General features: G+C 59.8%; 10 protein-coding genes. 4 read left to right on the top strand and 6 right to left on the bottom strand.

Annotation, left to right across the window (positions count from 1 at the left end):
- Positions 1 to 186: 186 nt before the first annotated feature.
- Positions 187 to 447, top strand: coding sequence for a 30S ribosomal protein S18 (rpsR, locus tag A9Q02_RS17790; protein WP_097654429.1), 261 nt, complete (start codon positions 187 to 189; stop codon positions 445 to 447).
- Between the two features lie 67 nt (positions 448 to 514).
- On the opposite strand, the gene A9Q02_RS17785 is transcribed toward rpsR, so the two are convergent.
- Genes A9Q02_RS17785 through A9Q02_RS17770 form a run of 4 tightly spaced genes read right to left on the bottom strand, consistent with a single transcriptional unit; the run spans position 515 to position 3,893 of the window.
- Positions 515 to 1,060: a nucleotidyltransferase family protein gene (locus tag A9Q02_RS17785; protein ID WP_097654428.1), complete on the bottom strand. Its 546-nt coding sequence runs from the start codon at positions 1,058 to 1,060 to the stop codon at positions 515 to 517.
- A 56-nt stretch (positions 1,061 to 1,116) separates the two neighbouring features.
- Positions 1,117 to 1,722: a GNAT family N-acetyltransferase gene (locus A9Q02_RS17780; RefSeq protein ID WP_097654427.1), complete on the bottom strand. Its 606-nt coding sequence runs from the start codon at positions 1,720 to 1,722 to the stop codon at positions 1,117 to 1,119.
- Positions 1,723 to 1,734: 12 nt separating this feature from the next.
- Complete coding sequence (locus A9Q02_RS17775) at positions 1,735 to 3,126, bottom strand: serine/threonine protein kinase (protein ID WP_097654426.1); 1,392 nt, start codon at positions 3,124 to 3,126, stop codon at positions 1,735 to 1,737.
- Positions 3,123 to 3,893 (bottom strand): class I SAM-dependent methyltransferase, encoded by a 771-nt coding sequence (locus A9Q02_RS17770; RefSeq protein ID WP_172451100.1) that lies wholly within the window; start codon positions 3,891 to 3,893, stop codon positions 3,123 to 3,125. Before A9Q02_RS17770 ends, A9Q02_RS17775 begins: the two co-directional genes overlap by 4 nt.
- A gap of 323 nt (positions 3,894 to 4,216) precedes the next feature.
- On the opposite strand from A9Q02_RS17770, the gene A9Q02_RS17765 reads away from it, so the two are divergent.
- The gene (locus tag A9Q02_RS17765) at positions 4,217 to 6,577 is read left to right on the top strand and encodes an RNA-binding domain-containing protein (RefSeq protein ID WP_097654424.1); all 2,361 of its coding nucleotides are present in this window, start codon (positions 4,217 to 4,219) and stop codon (positions 6,575 to 6,577) included.
- A gap of 5 nt (positions 6,578 to 6,582) precedes the next feature.
- On the opposite strand, the gene A9Q02_RS17760 is transcribed toward A9Q02_RS17765, so the two are convergent.
- Positions 6,583 to 9,039: a DUF2298 domain-containing protein gene (locus A9Q02_RS17760; protein WP_245860655.1), complete on the bottom strand. Its 2,457-nt coding sequence runs from the start codon at positions 9,037 to 9,039 to the stop codon at positions 6,583 to 6,585.
- Between the two features lie 2 nt (positions 9,040 to 9,041).
- Positions 9,042 to 16,913, bottom strand: a complete 7,872-nt coding sequence (locus A9Q02_RS17755) for a DUF2298 domain-containing protein (protein WP_097654433.1) — start codon at positions 16,911 to 16,913, stop codon at positions 9,042 to 9,044.
- Positions 16,914 to 17,080: 167 nt separating this feature from the next.
- Here A9Q02_RS17755 and A9Q02_RS17750 point away from each other — a divergent pair, with 167 nt between their 5' ends.
- A complete protein-coding gene (locus A9Q02_RS17750) occupies positions 17,081 to 17,722 on the top strand; it encodes a helix-turn-helix transcriptional regulator (protein WP_245860653.1) in 642 nt (213 codons plus the stop codon).
- A 30-nt stretch (positions 17,723 to 17,752) separates the two neighbouring features.
- Entirely contained in the window at positions 17,753 to 18,367 is a 615-nt protein-coding gene (locus tag A9Q02_RS17745; RefSeq protein WP_097654422.1) for a superoxide dismutase, read from the top strand.
- Positions 18,368 to 18,373 lie beyond the last annotated feature (6 nt).

Raw genomic sequence — 18,373 nt, 5'->3', positions numbered from 1 at the left:
TCCATCGTGTCCTCCTGAAGCGTTCGATCATTCCTTCAGAAGGATACACGATGGGCTACCACTTTGACGTAGCCCTAAGGACAAGTATGAACAGTTCGCTCGAACCTAAACTTATGGTATACTATCACGCAGTGTGTTCGTTTTTGGGCAGAAGCTCGTAGGTTCAGGTGAAGGAGTCAGAACGTTATGACGTTCAAGAGTGGACGTGGATCTTCGGGGGGGCGTGTGCGGGGCCGTCGCCGCGAGTGTGAGTTTACCAAGCTTGGCATTGATCCCGATTACAAAGATATCAAGCGGTTGCAGAAGTATATTACGGCTCAGGGCAAAATTCTGCCCCGGCGCCGTACGGGTGTGACAGCCAAGATGCAGCGCCGTTTGTCAGTTGCGATCAAGCGGGCACGCCATCTGGCGCTGTTGCCTGCCGCACCGCAGCACACACGCGCATAGCGTACCTTTTGGGCAGCAAAAAAGCCAGCATTGCTGGCTTTTTTGCTGCCCAACCCAGGTTTGAAGGTTAGATCAGGATCTCGAGGGCTGCCAGGCGTTCGCGGAGCAAGGTTTCCGCGTTGAGCAGGCGGATACGCGTGGTCAAGTAGGCATGATCGAGGGTCTGGCGGCGGATAATGCCGACGACATCTTCGTAGTCGTGTTTGCCTTCGGCGGCACCACGATTAAGCAGCAGTTTGTGCGCGATAACGTCTTCAGGGCTGGCAACGGCGATCTGGGCCCCAAGCAGAGGCATCTGCCGCAGGTGTTGCTGCATCGGCTGATCGAGTTGGAGCGGATGGATGTGTCCGTCCTGACGCACCGTCAGATCGTCGACGAGCTTGATGCCGCGCCAGAGGATGCGCTGACCATCGAATTGCACGGCTTTGCCGTCGGCTTTGAGTAAGGCGACGACGGTGGGCAACTTGCCACGGGCGATCAGCAGATCGACATCCTGAATAGGCCGCCGTGGGCCATACAGATAGGCTGCTGCACCGCCAAAGACAGCCCACGGCATCCCGTTGGTTGTGAGGAGACGTTGGACAACAGCGAGATTTCCGGCAATGAGTGACATAGCAGACTCCCTAGCTTCCTGGGCCTTACCGCTGCCTTCAGGATAGCACATGGGCCTTACCGCAACAGGCCAAGCCAGTCTTCACGGGTCAAGAGCATCTCGTAGAATTCGACCAGGGTCTCAAAACGGTTACGGCGAAAAAAGACCTTCAGGTCGGCGTATTGTGGCTCGGCCAGCAGGCGGAGGGCCGGGTCATTGCCGGCACTGCGCCATTCACTATCGACATACTGAAAGCCGAGACGGTCGTAACAGCGTACGGCGCGACGATTGAAGGCCGCGACATCGAGCGAAAGTTGCTTGAAGTCGAGCGGGCCAAAGTAGTGGTCAAGAAAGAGTTCGAGCGCCTCGGTGCCAAAACCCTTACTCACATAGGGTTGAGCGAGCGAGATCCCGAGGCGTGCCCCATCGCCTGCGGGTTCGATGTCACGCAGCGAAATGCGCCCGATCATATGGCGATGACGGTCATCAATGGCCCACGCATACCGCTGCGCACTCCGCCCGTTGAGCAGATCAAAGCCGTTGGAACTCGGAATATTCCACAGCGAATGAAAAGGCTCGGTATAACGGGGCCAGAGTTCCTGGGCCAGGGTGTCACCACGCTGCCAGGGGCGCAGCATGACCTGTTTGCCGTGGATGACGCGCGATCCTCGTTCCTCTCTCATCACCTTCCCTCATCACTGTGGTTGCAGATACGCGAGTGACACCCAGCCCTCACGTTGGCCTCCCTCAAGTTCGACGCGAACGCGTAGCCAGGTATCATTCCCAGCTTGTCGAGGCCCCTCAAGCTTGCGTACGAGGGTTCCCTTGGGAATGACGGCGATCACATTGGTGGTGGTGTTTGCATCGGGCGTACGGCGCAGGTTGAGTCCCGCGTCAATGGTGACGATATAGATTTCGTTTTCTGGCCACCACTGGGGCAGGGACAGATCAGGAAGGCTGGGTGTGACGTTCCATCGTTCAAACAGGGCGCGCACACCGAAATAGGAGCCCAAGACAACTAGCGTGAGCAGAGCCATTATGACGAGCCAGCCAACCAGGTTGCGGCGGCGATTTTGCTGGCGGAACTGATTTTGATTGTGACGCACCTGTGCGGTTGGTGGTTGGCGGGTACGTTTGCTCCGCGGCGGACGAGCGACGGGTTGGTTCGACTGATCTGCCGGTGTCGTACTGGGTGCGGGTTGGCGCGGCATCGGATTCGGGGGCGTTGCCCGCTTCATTCGGTACGTAGCGGCGCTCAGATCACGCCAGACGGCCTCGAGTTCGTGGGCGAAGCTCTCCACATCAGGAAAGCGCTGTTCAGGCATGCGTGCCGTTGCGCGGGCCAGCAGGCGCTCAACACTCGGCAGATAGAGCGAGGGCCGGATGCGGCTGAGCGGGGGGAGTTGGGCACGCTGGTGGGCGAGGGCAATCGTATGGGCATCGGTGCCCGTGATTGGACGCTCGCCAGTCAGCATTTCATAGAGCAGAATTCCAAGCGCATAGACAGCGGTGGACGGGTTGTCAGGCAAGCCTTCGCTCAACTCGGGCGCACGGTAATGGGCCTGGTCACGCTTCAACTCTTCGTGGGGCGTGCGCCAGTTCTCGACGAGTTTGACCCGCTGTTCATCAACAATGAGGACATTCCGACTGCTGATGGGTGGATGGTAGAGGCCAGTGGGCCTTTCCGCGCTGCGTTGAGCCTGACAGATGACGACCGCGGCACTGATCTGGCGCATAAAGCGCAAAGCCTGTTCAACACCCAGCAACCCAAGGCCATAGAGTGCCCGCCCGGTACAGTATTCCGTCACCATAAAGGGTCGTCCACCAACCTCACCCCGGTCAAAAACTTCGAGCAACGTCGGCTGCGAACAAGCGGCCATCTGGTTGATCTGCGTGATAAACCGTGTCCGCAGCAGCTCCTGCCCAACGAGGTGCTTTTGCAAGAGATGGAGGAGTACCCGACGCTGGAGGCGCTCGTCGGTCGCGTCATAGACTGCGGCCAGGCGTGTGGTGCCCAGTTGGGTCTGGACACGATAACGCCCAAAGAGCAGAGGGTTCGATGAAGGTGTAGCAGGTTCATCTGTCATGCGAAATTATCTGTCTTTGTATGAACGATAACCAGTTCATAATGACCAGGTTGCCAGGGCAGCACATGCACATCAACACACCCGAACTCTGTCAGGAGGGTGACGAGTTGCCGGTGGGTCATGGCCCGCCCGGGCAAATAGCGTGCCCAGGCATCAGGGATCTTACTGAGCAGCATCCATCCGCCGGGGCGCAGCACCCGTACCATTTCTGCCAGGGCTCGTCTTGGTTGCGGAAAATACTCAAGGGCTTCGAGACATGTGACCAGATCAAAGCTTCCCGAGGGCCAGGGTAGCCGACTCGCTTCGCCCTGATGCCAGAGGATCTGGGCCGGGTGAAGATAGGGTTCAAGCTTCTGCCGGGCGACACGGAGCATCTGCGGGGTCAGATCGAGGGCCGCAAGATAGCCTGCATAGGGCTGACTGCTCGCAAGCAAGAAGGGCACCCGCCCGGTGCCTGTGGCAACATCAAGCACAAGCGGTTGGTCACAACCAGCCAAGGCCCGGGCCAGCCAGGGCTGCAACCGGGCATCTGCTTCGGGTTGCCACGAGGCGCGCACGCGATCATAGTGTCGTGCACCAAAACGATAGACCAGTTGAACCGCACGTGGCCCGAAATAGGCTCCTTCAGCCAGGATTACCTGCCAGTAGATTACGCTCGCAAGACATGCCGCACCACCAGACCAGCAGAGACCGTTGCGCAACATCGTCAAGGCCCCCGGGCGTGACGTTGGGCCAGACTCGCGGGTGAGCAGGTCAGGCTGTACCATCTGCTTGAACCGTATCATAGAAAGAATTATAGCATGTTGTCGTTCGTGAAGCTTTCGGGTATGATACGTGAGAAGCAAAATATGGTTGCAAGCATAAAACGACCGTTGTCGTCATAAAACCACCAGAAAGGAGGCTCCTGGTCGGTACCGTCTTTATCCCTTTGCGGTACAGGCCTGAAAGCAAAACCTGCAGCAAAAAGAGCCACAAACCAGAAGCCGGCTTGCCCACCTGATAAAACAAAATGATGGGGCGCGAGGCACGAGGGCTGGCAAAGGTGAAGAGTTGAAGAGAAGCAAGAGATTAATTGTGGAGTTAAAAACCTATGAGTCTCCCTACCGAAGTTCGTAGTGGTATGCGCTGGATGCGTGCGGATTTGCATATTCATACCCCAGCATCAGAAGATTATGTAGAACCTGAAGTTACGTATCTCGATATTCTCCAGGAAGCTGAGCGCCGCGAATTAGAGATTATTGCGTTCACGGATCACAATACCGTTCATGGGTACGAGCAGTTTCAGCGCGAGCTTGATTTTTTAGGTGCCCTTGAGGCAGCCGGTCGCCTGACCGCCGATGAACAAGCGCGGATCGATGAATATCGCCGTTTGCTCAAAAAGATCACTGTGCTGCCGGGCTTTGAGTTTACGTCCCACTTTGGGGCGCATGTGCTGGGCATCTTTCCCCCGAATCGCCCGATTAGCCTGATCGAGACGACGCTTTTGCAACTCGGTGTTCCGGCTGAACAGCTGAAGGGGGGCGTCTGTGGGATTTCGAATACCCGCCATGTGACCGATGCCTACGAGATTATTGCGCGGGCAGGCGGGATTGTCATTGCCCCCCATATCAATGGGCCCAATGGCGTGGTGACTGAGACGTTGCGCATGGGCACGAGTGGGCAGTCGCGGATTGCGGTCTCGCAGAGTCTGCATTTGCATGCCCTCGAGTTTGTTAATTTTTATACTGATCACGAGAAGTTCACGTCGCCAGGCTTTTACAATGGCAAAACAGAACACTACGACCGGCGGATGTTTTGCATTCAGGGGAGCGATGCCCACCGCCTGCGCCGTTTGCCCCAGAGCGATGGGCAGGTGGTGCATAAACACGGCATTGGCGACCGCTATATCGAGTTGCTCTTGCCCAATAATAGCTTTGAGGCGCTGCGTAACCTCTTTGCGAGCCTGGATTTTGATCGCGTGCGCGTGCCCAAGCGTGACCAGAAGCAATGGGCGGTTGATGCGGTGCGCTTCGGTGGTTCCACCGAACGCCAGGTGTTGCGGGCTATCGGTGATGATCCTTCGACGGTAGCCTTGCTCTGGACTGATGTGGCGGCCCTGGCGAATGCCGGTGGCGGTGTGCTTGTGCTTGGCTGCGAGCCCGGAGGCAAGGTGCTTGGCGTGGCTCGCCCCGATTATGTGAGCGAGATGCTCCGCAAGAGCATTGCCGAACAGGTGTCCCCAAATCCGTATCTGTCGTTTGAGTTGATGAGCTACGAGGGCCAGGATGTTATGCGCGTCGAAGTGAAGGCGAGCGAGCCTCCTCCTTATGTCGGGCTGAATGGCACGATCTATGTGCGTCGTGATGGCGAGACGACGATCGCCGATCGCAGTGAGATTATTCAACTCTGCCGACGTGCGCTCGCTGAAGGCGCTTCGTCCCCCCTCGATAATGGACAGGATCTCGATCTGCCCCGCTCGGGCGTTGAGATTGTCACGTGCCAGAAACGGGCCGGCGTGTGGCTCTATGAGGTGCGTGATTTGCGCACCACCGCCGGGGTGACCCGCGACCGCGCTCAGGGCCTCTGGGCGTATGCGATCAGTCGCCACGAAGATCTGCGCGATGGTCGCGTTGATCTGCAGAGCCAGGTGCGCTGGCGGGGGCGGCTCGGGCTCTGGCGGGCGTATCGTCAGGGCAGCCGTACTAAGTATGATCTGGTGCATCGCGATGCCAATGGCGTGATTGACCATGTCTTCTTTGGGGTGAGCGATTGGGGCCTCAGTGATGGCTGGATGGCGTTGCTTTCGGAACGCACTGGTGAGCCGATTGAGCAAGAGACGCAGGCCTTTGATCCCGCTGATGATGCTCCGCAACAACTTGTGGTGGGTGATGAACCCCTTTTCACTGATAGCACTGCGCTCTTTGAACCCGATATCTGGGCCGAACGCCGTATCCGCTGGAAGGGTCGCGGCGGTCTGGCCGGCATTCATCGCGATGCCCATGGGCAGCCGAGTTTTGACTTGATGATGAAAGATAAGGACGGCACCGGTCAGCAGAGTTATCCGGGTGTGCCGCTTGAGAAGTTGACTGATGCGTGGCTCGGTTTGATTCGCGTCGCTCGCCCGCGTACCGGGATTGAGGTCATCAGTGCGACGCGCAGCGAAGATGGTGAGTGGCAGTATGTCTTTCGCAATCTGCGTACCGGCGATGTCAGTGGCGTGCCCTGGCGCCTGCAGGATATTGAACCCGGTACGGTGCGCGAGTATGCCGCACGGATGTATCAGCAGGATTTGCCCCTCGATGAAGAGAAGATCCGCTGGTGGGGCAATCTTGGCTACCTTCGCCCGATGCGTAGTCAGGTCGATCTTGTCTTTGTCGATGAACAGGGCGAGGTGCATTTTTATTATGCCGCCCGACGCGAGGAGTTGACCGGCGAGTGGCGTGAGTTGCTCGAGTTGTATGGCGAGGTGTAAGCGCTCTAGCGGATCTGGTAGATGCTGACCTCGTCTTGCTGAAAGACTGCTTCCCCAAGCAGTTCAAATTTGGCCAGGCTCTCGGGGGGGTAGAGGCGGCGCTCGAGCGCTCCGAGGTAGACGTGGGTGACCTGGTAGCGGGTGAGCAGGTCGCGGGCCGTGGCGGTGTCGGTGGTGCGAAAAATCGTATCCACATCAACACAGCGCGGCCCTAACTCGGCCATGGCAACCGGATCGCCCCCACGCCATTGCTGCTGATGCCCAACCCAGCCCAGAACCGTCGGATGCCCGGTGGTCGACGCGACTCCGCCCCAGCCTTCGCTGCGCACGTCGTATGAGCCGCCACAGCGCTGCGCTGCCAAATCTTCGACCGCCGCTGCTTCGAGCACGACACTGCCCGGCGGCGCTTGCTGGCGCAACCAGCGGATCGAGGCCAAGCCGGCCTCGCTCTGTTCACGTGGGGTGCGTCCTTCGAGCCCGATCAGTGGGCCGCGCCCCAGGTCGCGCAGGCTCAGTGCCGGGTAGACCAGTGCCCCGGCAAGCAGGACCCCGGTGAGGCCCGCCGTTGTCCAGGCGACAACACGGCGGGTTCCGCGTGCCTCGTGTATGATCCACCAGAGGGCAAACGGGGCCAGGGTTCCCCAGAGTAGCCAGACTTGGTAGTAGAATTTGAAGATGGTGTTCATCCGGTTGCCAAAGACATCGCGGATAAAGATGATTTCGGTGCCAAAGATGATCGCGCAACCGAGAGCCGTCACCAGGAGTGCGAAGCTCGCGGCGGGGCGGTGGGTTTGCTGCATTGCGGCCCACATTGCCAGTACGGCCAGCCCGCCCAGGGGGAGCAACGGAAAATGGGCAATGAGCCCGATGGGCACTAAGATCAGCGGTAGCCAGAAGAGCAGCCGCAGCAATGGGAGCGCGTTGGCTTCAGCCGGTGGCTCTTTTTGGCACGCCAATGTACGCTGATACAGAAAAACAAGTATCGGCAAGGCAAAGAGCCCGAAGCTGATGATGAAGGCGTGGAGACCGCTGCGCCCGGCGGTGTAGGGTGCAATGATGCTGGTAAGGCGGCCAAGCACGGGCACATCAATGAGCGGTGCCGCACTGCCAACCAGGGGTTGCAGCGTCAGATGAAACGGGAGAAAGAGCAGATACGCACCGAAATTCACGATGAACAAGGTGCGTCCCAGCGCCAGCCACGGCAGCGGCCCCGGTTGCCGTCGGGCCACCAGCGTTATCGCGCCAGCGTAGAGCAACAGATAGGCCGGGAGATCCCAGCTATTGATGGTGTAGAGGCTGCCGAGGATCAGGCCGCTGAGCGCGAGCAGGCCCAGGTCACCACGAGTGTTGCCTGGTAAACCGGGGCGCAACAGGGTTGCCAGGGCGAGCGCAGTTGCCAGCACGCCAAAGGGCAGCGCCATGACATGCGGGTGCATATCGCCGAGCCGAAAGCTAAAGAAGGGAAACTCGGTGATATTGTAGCGCCGTACGCCTCCCGCGTCGCCATACTCGTCCCAGAGCGCTCGCGACGGCCACCACCAGTTGAAGTCAGCGAGTTTGTCGTTGCGTTGCCAGCGATCAATGGTGCCAAATTCGTTGGTCGTCACTGTCGAGGGGAGCACGATTTCGTCGTTGCTGCCGAGGGCCTGACCAAATGCCGAGACGAGTTGTCGACTGTCGAGGGCGACCGTGCGTTCGTCACCGAGCAGCACCTGCACCGCCCCGGCCTGGTTGCCTGCCAACAAGACAAAGATCACGCCGAGTAGCGGAAAGACGATCCGCGCTGCCAGGCGCGGCCATCTGCGGCGAGGCCCCTCGTCTTGCGCATCTGGATGCGCCAGGATGATCAGGTTGGCGATGGTACCGGCGACGCCCTGGGCTGTCAACGCCACAATCAGGGCTAGCGCTAGATTATACGCAACCCCGGGTGCGAGGCCGGTCAGCGCGGCCATCGCGGCCATCAACAGATAGCCAAAGTAGTAGTAGTTGATGCTAAACCCAGCCAGCCACGGATCAACCGGCGGGAAACCGCCACTCTGTAGCATCGCGTTAAAGAAAGCGAAATCCATCGGACGCTCGGTGCCAAAGGGCGTCGGGTCGTGCATCCGCATCCAGACCGTCGCCAGCAGTGCGCCAAGAAAGATGGCCTCAGAAGCGAGCACTGCCTGCCAACGCGTTGCGAAAAAGCCTCTGGCTCGTTCCAATGCTGCACGCACGCCCCCGTGAAGCCAGATGCCCGCGATGGCAACACCGAGCGCCGCAACGATCAGCACGGGCCTGCCAAATTGGGCCAGGCCCAGCATCGCCAAGAGCCACGCGACATAGCCGACCAGCAGCAGACCGAAGGCTTTGGCATAGGCATAGCCACGATCAGGCAGCGCTCGGAATATACTTCCGGTGATCGGCAGACCAACCAGACCGATCAATTGAATTGTGATCCACCAGATAAGAACGTCTAGCACGGTCACTCAACCTGCAATAACTGGCGCGCTTCGGCGGCCCAGGGGCCATCGGGCGCGAGTTGGAGATAGGTTTCAAGCATGGCCCGGGCGCGGTCGCGGTCGCCGATTTCGCGAAAGAGTTGGCCGAGGCGAAAATAGGGTTCAGGCTCATTTGGGTTTGCCGCCACCGCCTGGCTCAACGCGATCTCGGCCTTGTCAAACTCGCCCCAGCTCAACAGGGCCGCCCCGAGCTTGTTCCAGTTGCCGCTGGTTGGTTGACGGCGAGCCGCCCGCAGGTAGGCCTCTTCGGCCTCGCGGTAGCGCCCGGCGTCCGCCAGGATATCGCCCCAGAGGTGCAGCACGCCAATATCATCAGGATTCGCCAGCGCGGGTGCCTCGAGAATGCGCGCAGCTTCATCGAGCCGCCCCAGATTGCGGTAGCGCTCGGCAAGGCCAAACGCGATGGGGCCGTCGGTTGGGTTGGCGCGGTGCGCTGCTTCAAGCTCGGCCAGATCAGCCGCAGGCGCTGCGATTGGCATCCCAGGGCGATTGGTGCTACCACTGCTGCCAACTGCGGCCTCGGGGCGCGCATAGCTTGAGGGCACACCCCGTACCGCATAGATCTGCACGGCTGAGGTGGCAAAGACCGGGTCGAGGTAGATGCCCGCCATCTGTTTGAATTTGCTGAGCCCTTCGGCAGAATAGATCGCGTGCTCGACCCCGCCCACATAGACATAGTCGACATTGTAGCGCGCCAGGAAGCGTAACGCCTCTTCGACATCGGGGCTTTTGTAAAAGCGCTCGACGTCGGCATCGCGCCGTGCGGCAACCTGTGGATCACGCTGCTCGTTGACATGCAAGGCACTGACGACAGTCGGCAGGCCTGTATTGGCGGCGATGCGAATGCCATAGCCTCGGTAGAAAGAGAGGTTTGATTGCACGACGATCGGTGTGCCACTGATCTCTTTGTTCAGCCAGTCAATCGCTTCGGCGTCACCACGGAGATCAATAAAGGCCTCGTTCATCCCAGGGGCACAGCCGCCAAATGCAGCGCAACTATAGCCAAATCCGGCCTGCGCCAAAAAGGCGCTGCCATCAAGCGTTAGCCCCGTCTGCACTTCAAAACGGTTGGCAATGCGCGAGGGAATGCCGGCCAGCGGGTAGACCGCCATCATGGCCAGCAAGAGCCCCAGCACCGTCAGCGCCGCCGTCTGTGCTGGTCTGCCGCCTAGGCGCCGCAACGCCCGCAACAGGTTGGGCAGGCTGATCGCGGTTGCGAGCGCAAGCAAGATCCAGACCTGAAACCCGAACTTAAAGACCGTATTCATGCGATACCAATCGCCCCCGGCGAGGTGATCGCGAATATAGACCAGTTCGACGCCAAGCGAGACGGCCAGGCCCACCCAGGCCAACCCAAAGCCGTACCAGGTTGCGCTGGTGAGCCGGCGCTGCCCAAGTAGCAAGAGTCCAATGAGCAAGAGCAATGCCAGTGCTGCGCGCAATCCCAGCGGTGGCACAAGGGCCGCAATGAGCAGCAACAGGCCCACCAGATAGACAAGCGAGTTGGCTGAGATGCCGATCGAGAGGCGTTGACTGATGCCAAGGGCTGTCACCACCGGGCGATCACCGGCGACCCGGTGTTGCCCCCAGACTCGTTGCAAGCCACCGAGCAAGACGGGGATCAGGGTCGCCATAAAGAAGCCGTAGATCACCAGGTAGTCGCGGATCTGCGTGCCATCAGCCCATTCCACCACCCCTATTCCGCCAACGGGTGCCCAGTAGTGGTCGAAGAACGGTGCATAGAGCAGCAAGCCGCCTACGCTGACCAGCACCGCGACGAGCAGCGCCTGACCCAGCGCTGCCCACGGCATGCCGCGTTCTCCCCGCCCCACCGAGCGCCACGCGCCACCGAGCAGCGCCAGACCAAGCAGCAGCGCATAGATTGGCACGTCCCATGCATTCGTCACCGCCAGCGTGCCCAGGCTCAACGCGCTTACCACCAGCGTCGTGTACCACGCCAGCCGCGGGGCTTGCGGCAAGCGTTCTGCCGCAGGGAGTCCAGGGCGAGACCGGCTCAACTCAAAGGCACACGCCACCAGCAACAACGCAATCGGCAGCGCGATCATATGGGGATGCAGATCGGCGAAGAGAAAGGTAAACGCAGGGAATTCGTTGATGGTATTGGGGATCACCCGGCTCGGCCCGATGTACCAATCGCCCAGGCGCTCCCCGAAGGTAGATAGGCTGCCACCACGGAAGACCTGCCACACCGCCGCTGCGCCCCGTGACCAGCCTGTCGCAAAGAAGCTCGCCAGGTTGCCCAGGATGCCGACCAGTGCTACGGCCAGCCATCCGTAGCGCACCCGCCCCGTCAACTCGGACACGATGGCAAAGGCTCCCGCTACGGTCAACGCAAAGAGCGTCGCGACCGCCAGGTTGAAGCCAATCGCCGGGGCCGTGCCGGTGAGCTTGATGGGCAGCGAGAGCAGGTAGAAGCCGTAATAGTAATAATTGATATACCCATCACTGAAAAACGGATCGAACGGCGGCATCACCGGGCTGCGTAAGATCGCATAGAGAAAGCCGGCTTCCATCGGTTTCTCACCGCCCCAGATGGGATGCCAGAGATCGGGGTTGAACGCACGTACCAGCGCTAGCGCCAGTAGGCCCCCCAGAAAAATTCCTTCGCTCCAGAAGATACCGCGGCGCTTTGTTTGCAGGCTCGCCAGTAGATGCCGTAGCCCTGCCCTGATGCGACCGCTCAGCGATGCTTCAGCGCCCCGCCCAAGCCACCCGAGCAAGCCTAGATTGAGGCCGGCGACAAGGATCAGGCCGCCAAGGACGCCCTGATAATTATAGGACCATAGCCCCAGGCTGGTCGGTAGCCAGATGGCGTACCCAAGCAAGAGCAAGCCGAGCACGCGTGCCCAGACAACCCCGCCGTCGCGCCAGTGCCCAAAGATGATCACCGCCGTGGGAAGACCGATCAGCGCTACGCCATAGAAGACCACGATCCAGAGCAACAACGAGGCAATCGAGCTCTCGCGGACGAAGGGGTTCCAGGCAAATTCATCAACCGCAGGTAACTGGTTGACCGGGGTGTCCAGTAGTAGTGGCGGGGTAAGATCCATCACCGGAGGATCCAGCACACGGTCGCTCGTCAGCATCTGCGGTGTACCAGGACTCACCATGCGATAGATCGCCGTCTGGCCTTCGGCAAAGACCCGCTCCAGTTCACCGGAGCTCGTCAGACTATCAAATTTCGCCAGGCCTTCGGCGCTGTAGTATTCGCGTTCGACGCTGCCCACATAGACATAGCTGACGCCGTAGCCACGGAGAAGTTCGAGCGCTATGGGCACGTCTGTGGTCGTGTAGATCGTCTCGATCGTTTGCTGGCGGAAGGCAATCGCCGTATTCGCATTGACCGCATTGCGTTGCTGAATTTGGTGCCATTCCCAGCCGAGGATCGTAGGGAGACCGGTGAAGGTTGCGACGCGCCCGGCCCACTGATACGAGGGTTGATGCGCCTCAAGGATCACCGGCGTTCCGGTGACATGCGCCTGGAGCCAGGCAATGGCTGCCGCGTCTTCGTTGAGGGCAAAGGCGTTGCCGTGGCGCTCGGCGCTGATCCACTGCATAAACGCTGCGCCGTCGAGTCCACGGGGGGCTTCGGGGTTCCAGCGATCGCCGATCCGTGCTGGCGTCGCCGTCAGCGGATAGACCAGGGCTGCTGCGCCGAGCACCACGAAGGTGCCTCGGAGCAACGCCGTTGCGCGGTTCGCCTTGCGCCCAGGTGCCCAGAGACGCGGCAAGAGCGCCGCTACGCCAAGCGCAAAGAGCATCCAGGTGTGCAGGCCAAACTTGAAGACGGTATTCATCCGCCCGACATCGCCCTTGACCACCACGATCTCGACGAGTACGCTAAGTCCGAGCGCGGCAACCAGCCAGAGCACCGGTAGCACGAGATCGTAGGGCGCCCGGCGTATCCGCCAGAGCATCCAGATGCCCACGCCAACCAGTGGCCCGAGCAAAAGGATCGCCGGCAAGCCGAGGCTGACCATCACGACAACAAGCACCCCTGCGCTCACGGCAAGCGGCACAGGTTTGAGCCAGCGCCGCGCTAGCATCGCGCTAGCCACGAGCGCCACGACCAGCCAGTGTCCATAGAGCAACAAGAATTCGCCGAGCGTCGTGCGCTGCGCGAGTGCGACCTGCAGCAGCAGGCTGATGTGACGATCATCGCGCCACAGGGCGACCCCAGAAGATTCAGTGGCAAAATTCGAGGTGAAGGGCACGATCAAAAGATTGCCGATCAAGACCATCACCAACGGCGGCACTGCAACCCAGATCAGGGCCCAGAGCCACCGTGCCTGCTCGCCACGCAACTGAGCGCGACTCGCCCGCCAGCCCGCCCCCGCCATGATCAAGCCCGCCAACCCGACAAACGAGGGATAATCCCAGGTGTTCGTTGCCCTGATGACCCCGGCCAACAGGCCCATCAGTATCACTAGGCCAACCACGCCCCCAAGATCGCGCCAAACAGGCTTGCTCGTCACGACCTGCACACGCGGCAGTATCAACAGATACGCCACCGCGAGCCCGAGCAGCGCCAGGCTCAATGGCATCACAAGCATATGAGCATGCAGGTCGCCAAAGAGAAAAGTGAAAAAAGGAAACTCGTTGACGGTGCCCTCAACAATGCGTGTCGCGTCCCAGTAGGCCCATTCGCCGCGCCCCCTGGTCGCCTGCTCAGTGGCGTAACCATTGAGATACCAGAGCGCCTGGGCGAGATTTCCCGGGACGAGCAGCAAGATCGGGGCAAGCAGGGCCGCGACGAGGGCGCGTCGCTCCCCGGTCTTCGCCAGATCGTGCTCTGACGACGCGACGGGTTGGGCCAGGACGTTATAGACAAGCCCCCAGGCCCCGACAGCCGTGAGCGCGAAGATCGTCGCCACGGCCAGATTGTAGGCAATGCTCGGCACCACGCCACTCAGGTGGGTCAGTGTACCAACAAGGACAAAGCCAAAATAGTAGTAGTTGATCGTCCCGCCGGCGTGCCAGGGATCATACGGTGGAAAAGCTGCACTCTTGAGTACCGCATTGAAGTAGGCAAAATCCATTGGCTTTTCGCCGCCGCGGGCGTAGTGCCACAGGTCGGGGTTGAACCAACGCAAGAGCAAGCCGAGCAGCAAAAAACTCACGAAGACCAGTTCGGCCCCAAGGATGGCGCTCCGGCGGGTTCGCCAGACGTCGGCCAGGCTCGCCCGATTGAACCAGGCTGACAGCGCCCCGGCGACTAGCAGCGGCAGCGCAACGAGCCAGAGCGTCGTTGGGGCAAAGGCGAGCGGAAAGGGTCCCCAGCCCAGGGCTTCTTCGGCACCACGCCCGGGGATGCCAGGACGATTGCCCAGGCTCCCCATCAACCAGGCTGCATAGGCCACGAGCAGCAAGCCGACGATCTTTGCCAGACTATACCCGTGATCAGGCAGCCAGCGCAGCCAGCGGAAGCCGAGCGCAAAGGTCGCCAACCCGAGCAGTTGCAAGATGATGACCCAGAAGAGCGGCGCAAGCGCTGTGAGCAACGCCGGTCGCTGAAAGAACTCGGCCCAGGTACCACCGGCGGCATAGCGCGGCCACTGCGCATCAGTCAAGCGCAATGCCGTCACATTGCGGTCGGCCACCCGTACCGACGACTTGTAGACCTCACCCCAGAGCACCTCGTTGATCAGCAAAGCTTCGGCGCGCTGCCGTGAATAGGCCGGCGTCTTGGCAAAAATCAGTACCCTGGGATGGTCATAGACATGAAACGCCTCTTCGGCGGCCTGGTCAGGGATTTCGATCCCCATGATCCGTGGGTAGGACGTGACTTCAGCGACGAGGCGAAAGCCAAGTTCGCCATTGAAGAGCGCTTGATAGTAGCGCATCAGCGCGGGGTAGCGCATCCGCAGCCGCGACGTACTATCATAGACGCGATTGCTGGTCAGCGTAATATAGTCGGCCTGATCGAGTTGATCAAGCAGGCCTGGCTCGAAGCGCCCATCGCCGCCGAGGCCGCCGACATATTTGCGCAACTCATCTTCGGCGTAGGGGGCCGACGAAATGCCCTGAAAGGTCTGGCCCCACGAAGCCCGCGTGACCTGGAGGGGCAACCCATCATCCCAGGTTTCCGACATCACATACGAACCAGGGGGCGCATGATCGGCGAGCCAACGGGCCGCCATCACCCGCGAGTGGGGTTGGGTATAGATGCGGGTAAACGCATAGGCCCAACCCAGCGTGAGCATGATGACGGAAAAGAGCAGCACAGGTGGCGCCTGGCGTGGCAGCGCCACGGGAATGCGGGGTAGCGTGGGTGGTGTGCGCCGCCACGACCACAGGCCCACGAGTCCCCAGGCGCCAAAGATGATCAGCGGCCCATAGATCGGCAAGAGGTAGCGCAGCGTAATGACAAACTGCCCACCCTGCCAGAGAAAATAGAAGGTGACCCAGGCAAACGGCACCCAGGCGGCACTGACCAACGGATCGTCACGGCCCGGCCAGAGCACCCGACGTAGCCCGCCAAGTCCAAAGGCGAGCCAGCCGCCCCAGGCTGCCAACCCCAGCGCTGGCCCCATCCCCCAGAGCACCATATTGCTCCAGGGAAAGAGGTACGCTGTACGGGCGACCCACTGTTGCGACGGTGGAAAATCAACCTCGCCGCTGACGAGGCCACTCACACTGCTGAGCCCCGACAGAAAGCGCGGCTCAAGGCGCACATCAAGGAACCCGGCCCCCTGCAGCAACCCCGCGCCGCCGTGCCCGTCACTCACCACCACCGGCGAATCGGGGCGCGACCCGGTAAACGCATCGGGCGAGAGCGTCCGAAAACTAAGCAGCGTCATTGCCCCGGCGAACACCAGCAACGGAAAGTCGCGCCGCCAGAAGCGTGCCAGCAGAGGCCACACAAGTGACGGGAGATACGTGGCTTGACCCGCCTGGCTACGTTGCGTCTGCACAAAACGTGCTGCGGAAATCAGTGCAGCGACGATCGCCAGGCCCCCCAGGGTTGCCATCGTAATGCGGTTGGCCATTGCCGCGCCGATACTGAAGCCCACGAGCATTGCTACGAGCGGGCCACCACCCTGCGCCATCCTTACAATCCAATAGATACTCAACAGCGCAAAGAAGGTCGAAAAGATCGGATCAACAAAAAAATGGGACTGCTGGATCGGCATCACGGCCATCGCGCCAAGCAAAGCCGCGAGTAGACCCACACGCACCCCAAAGAGACGCCGCCCGATCAAATAGATCAAGAGCAACGACCCGAGATCAAAAAGCACCGCGAGGCTCCGCCCAACCTTCTGGATGTCGCCATACATCGTCAGATTGCGCCCCTCGGGGTTGACCAGGGCAATCAGCGGCGTCAGGCGAACAAAGCTTGCTTCGGGATTATCAACGAGAGGGCCGAGATCGGTGCGGCGTTCTTGTGGTCGCGTTGGATCAAGGCCAGCACGAGGTGGCCCATTGATACTCGGCACTTGCGCCGGAAAATTGGGTGTTCCATCAGGACGTGTGTCGGGTGTCAGCGCAACGGCAGCCGTGCGGGCCATCCAGACCGGCAGGGGGCCATAGGCAAAAAACGGAAAGCGATCATTATTCCGCGGATTCAGCGGCGACCGCGATGAATCATAGAGCTCACCGAGACTCGCAGGCAACCGGACATTGGACGTAACATCGGCAAAAAAGCGTTCATCAGGATGCTGCCCGGTGCCCGCATCCCAATCGGTGAGGCTAAGGGTGCGAAAATAGGCTCCCAGCAACAAAATGAGCAACAGCAAAAGGCGCGACAGCCAGACAGGTATTGAACCTGCTAGCCGAGAGGTATGTGGAGGGGAGTTTGGTTGATCGTTATCCATCGCGTTCATTATACAAACCCCATCCTTATGCGGCAAGTTTCGCTGCGCTCCTCAACCTTGACAGTGCCAAAATGACAATGTTATACTCGTTATAGGTTTCGTAATGCATGGTATGCGATGCCAGTCACGTTTCAGCGACAGTGCATCAGCATGAAAGCCGTAGAGCAATGGACACCATCACGACTGAGCGAAAAGAGCAGGGTTCTACACGACGAAGCATTCTCCAGTTGTTGCGTCGTTATGGTGAGATGACTGCGCTGGAGTTGAGCGAACACCTGGGTATCGGCGCAGTTGGCATCCGCCAGCACCTTGCCATTCTCGAGCGCGACAAGCTTGTCTCTGTCTCGGGCTTGCGTCGTCAGATCGGGCGGCCTTCTAATCTCTATGTGCTGACACCCGAAGCCGAAGCGCGCTTTCCCAAACAGTACGACCGTCTGGTGCTTGATCTGTTGCACTATCTTGAACATATCGGTGGCGCGATGGTGCTCGAAGAAGTGCTCGAACAACGGCACGAAAGGATGTTGCACGAGTTTGGCCCACACCTTGCTGATAAGAATCGGCGTGAGAAGGTCGAGACGTTAGCCAAGCTGCTTGCTGCGCAGGGCTATATGTGCGAGTGGGTCGAAGAAGAAGATGGTTCCTTCGTGTTGACCGAGTACAATTGCCCGATTGATTGTGTGGCGCGCAAATACAACCAGATCTGTCTTCAGGAAGAACGCCTCTACGAGGCCCTGCTTGGTGCGCCGCTTGTCCGTGAAAGTTCCATTGCCTGCGGTCAGCATTGCTGCCGCTATCGTATCCCTGTGTAATGTCTTCTGAATATCAAAAGGAATGAATCTATGCCATTCGAATTGCCCGCCTTGCCCTACGCCTATACTGCACTTGAGCCTCACATTGATGAGGCGACGATGCATTTTCACCACGATAATCACCACAATACGTATGTCACTAATTTGAACAATGCGCTCGCTAATTATCCTGATCTGCAGGATAAGAGCCTGGAAGCGTTAATTGGCGACCTCGATGCGCTGCCCGAGGCTATTCGTATGGTGGTACGCAACAATGGCGGTGGCCACTGGAACCATGCGCTCTTCTGGGAGACGATGGGGCCAAATGCTGGTGGTGAGCCGACCGGTGCGCTTGGTACCGCAATTGCGGCAGCGTTTGGTAGCTTTGCTGAGTTCAAAGAGAAGTTCAAGGCGGCTGCCATTGGTCGTTTTGGCTCTGGCTGGGCCTGGTTGGTTGTCAATCCTGATGGTACGGTTGCGATTACGAGCACGCCCAATCAGGATACGCCGGTGATGGAGGGCAAGAAGGCGATCCTTGGCCTGGATGTCTGGGAGCACGCCTATTACCTGAAGTATCAGTACAAGCGTGCCGGCTATGTTGATGCCTGGTGGAATGTGGTGAACTGGGCGAAGGTTGCCGAGTTGTACGACGCGGCTCGTGCGTAAGCTTAT

It is taken from the genome of Candidatus Chloroploca asiatica (assembly GCF_002532075.1).
In the GTDB taxonomy this organism is placed as follows: Bacteria; Chloroflexota; Chloroflexia; order Chloroflexales; family Chloroflexaceae; genus Chloroploca; species Chloroploca asiatica.
This window is presented reverse-complemented; position numbering and strand designations above follow the sequence as displayed.

Excerpts from the sequence above, each read along its gene's own strand:
- A9Q02_RS17745 (WP_097654422.1), top strand. The coding sequence starts at position 17,753 with ATGCCATTCGAATTGCCCGCCTTGCCCTACGCCTATACTGCACTTGAG.
- rpsR (WP_097654429.1), top strand. The coding sequence starts at position 187 with ATGACGTTCAAGAGTGGACGTGGATCTTCGGGGGGGCGTGTGCGGGGC.
- A9Q02_RS17750 (WP_245860653.1), top strand. The coding sequence starts at position 17,081 with ATGGACACCATCACGACTGAGCGAAAAGAGCAGGGTTCTACACGACGA.
- A9Q02_RS17770 (WP_172451100.1), bottom strand. The coding sequence starts at position 3,893 with ATGGTACAGCCTGACCTGCTCACCCGCGAGTCTGGCCCAACGTCACGC.
- A9Q02_RS17775 (WP_097654426.1), bottom strand. The coding sequence starts at position 3,126 with ATGACAGATGAACCTGCTACACCTTCATCGAACCCTCTGCTCTTTGGG.
- A9Q02_RS17765 (WP_097654424.1), top strand. The coding sequence starts at position 4,217 with ATGAGTCTCCCTACCGAAGTTCGTAGTGGTATGCGCTGGATGCGTGCG.
- A9Q02_RS17755 (WP_097654433.1), bottom strand. The coding sequence starts at position 16,913 with ATGGATAACGATCAACCAAACTCCCCTCCACATACCTCTCGGCTAGCA.
- A9Q02_RS17785 (WP_097654428.1), bottom strand. The coding sequence starts at position 1,060 with ATGTCACTCATTGCCGGAAATCTCGCTGTTGTCCAACGTCTCCTCACA.
- A9Q02_RS17780 (WP_097654427.1), bottom strand. The coding sequence starts at position 1,722 with ATGAGAGAGGAACGAGGATCGCGCGTCATCCACGGCAAACAGGTCATG.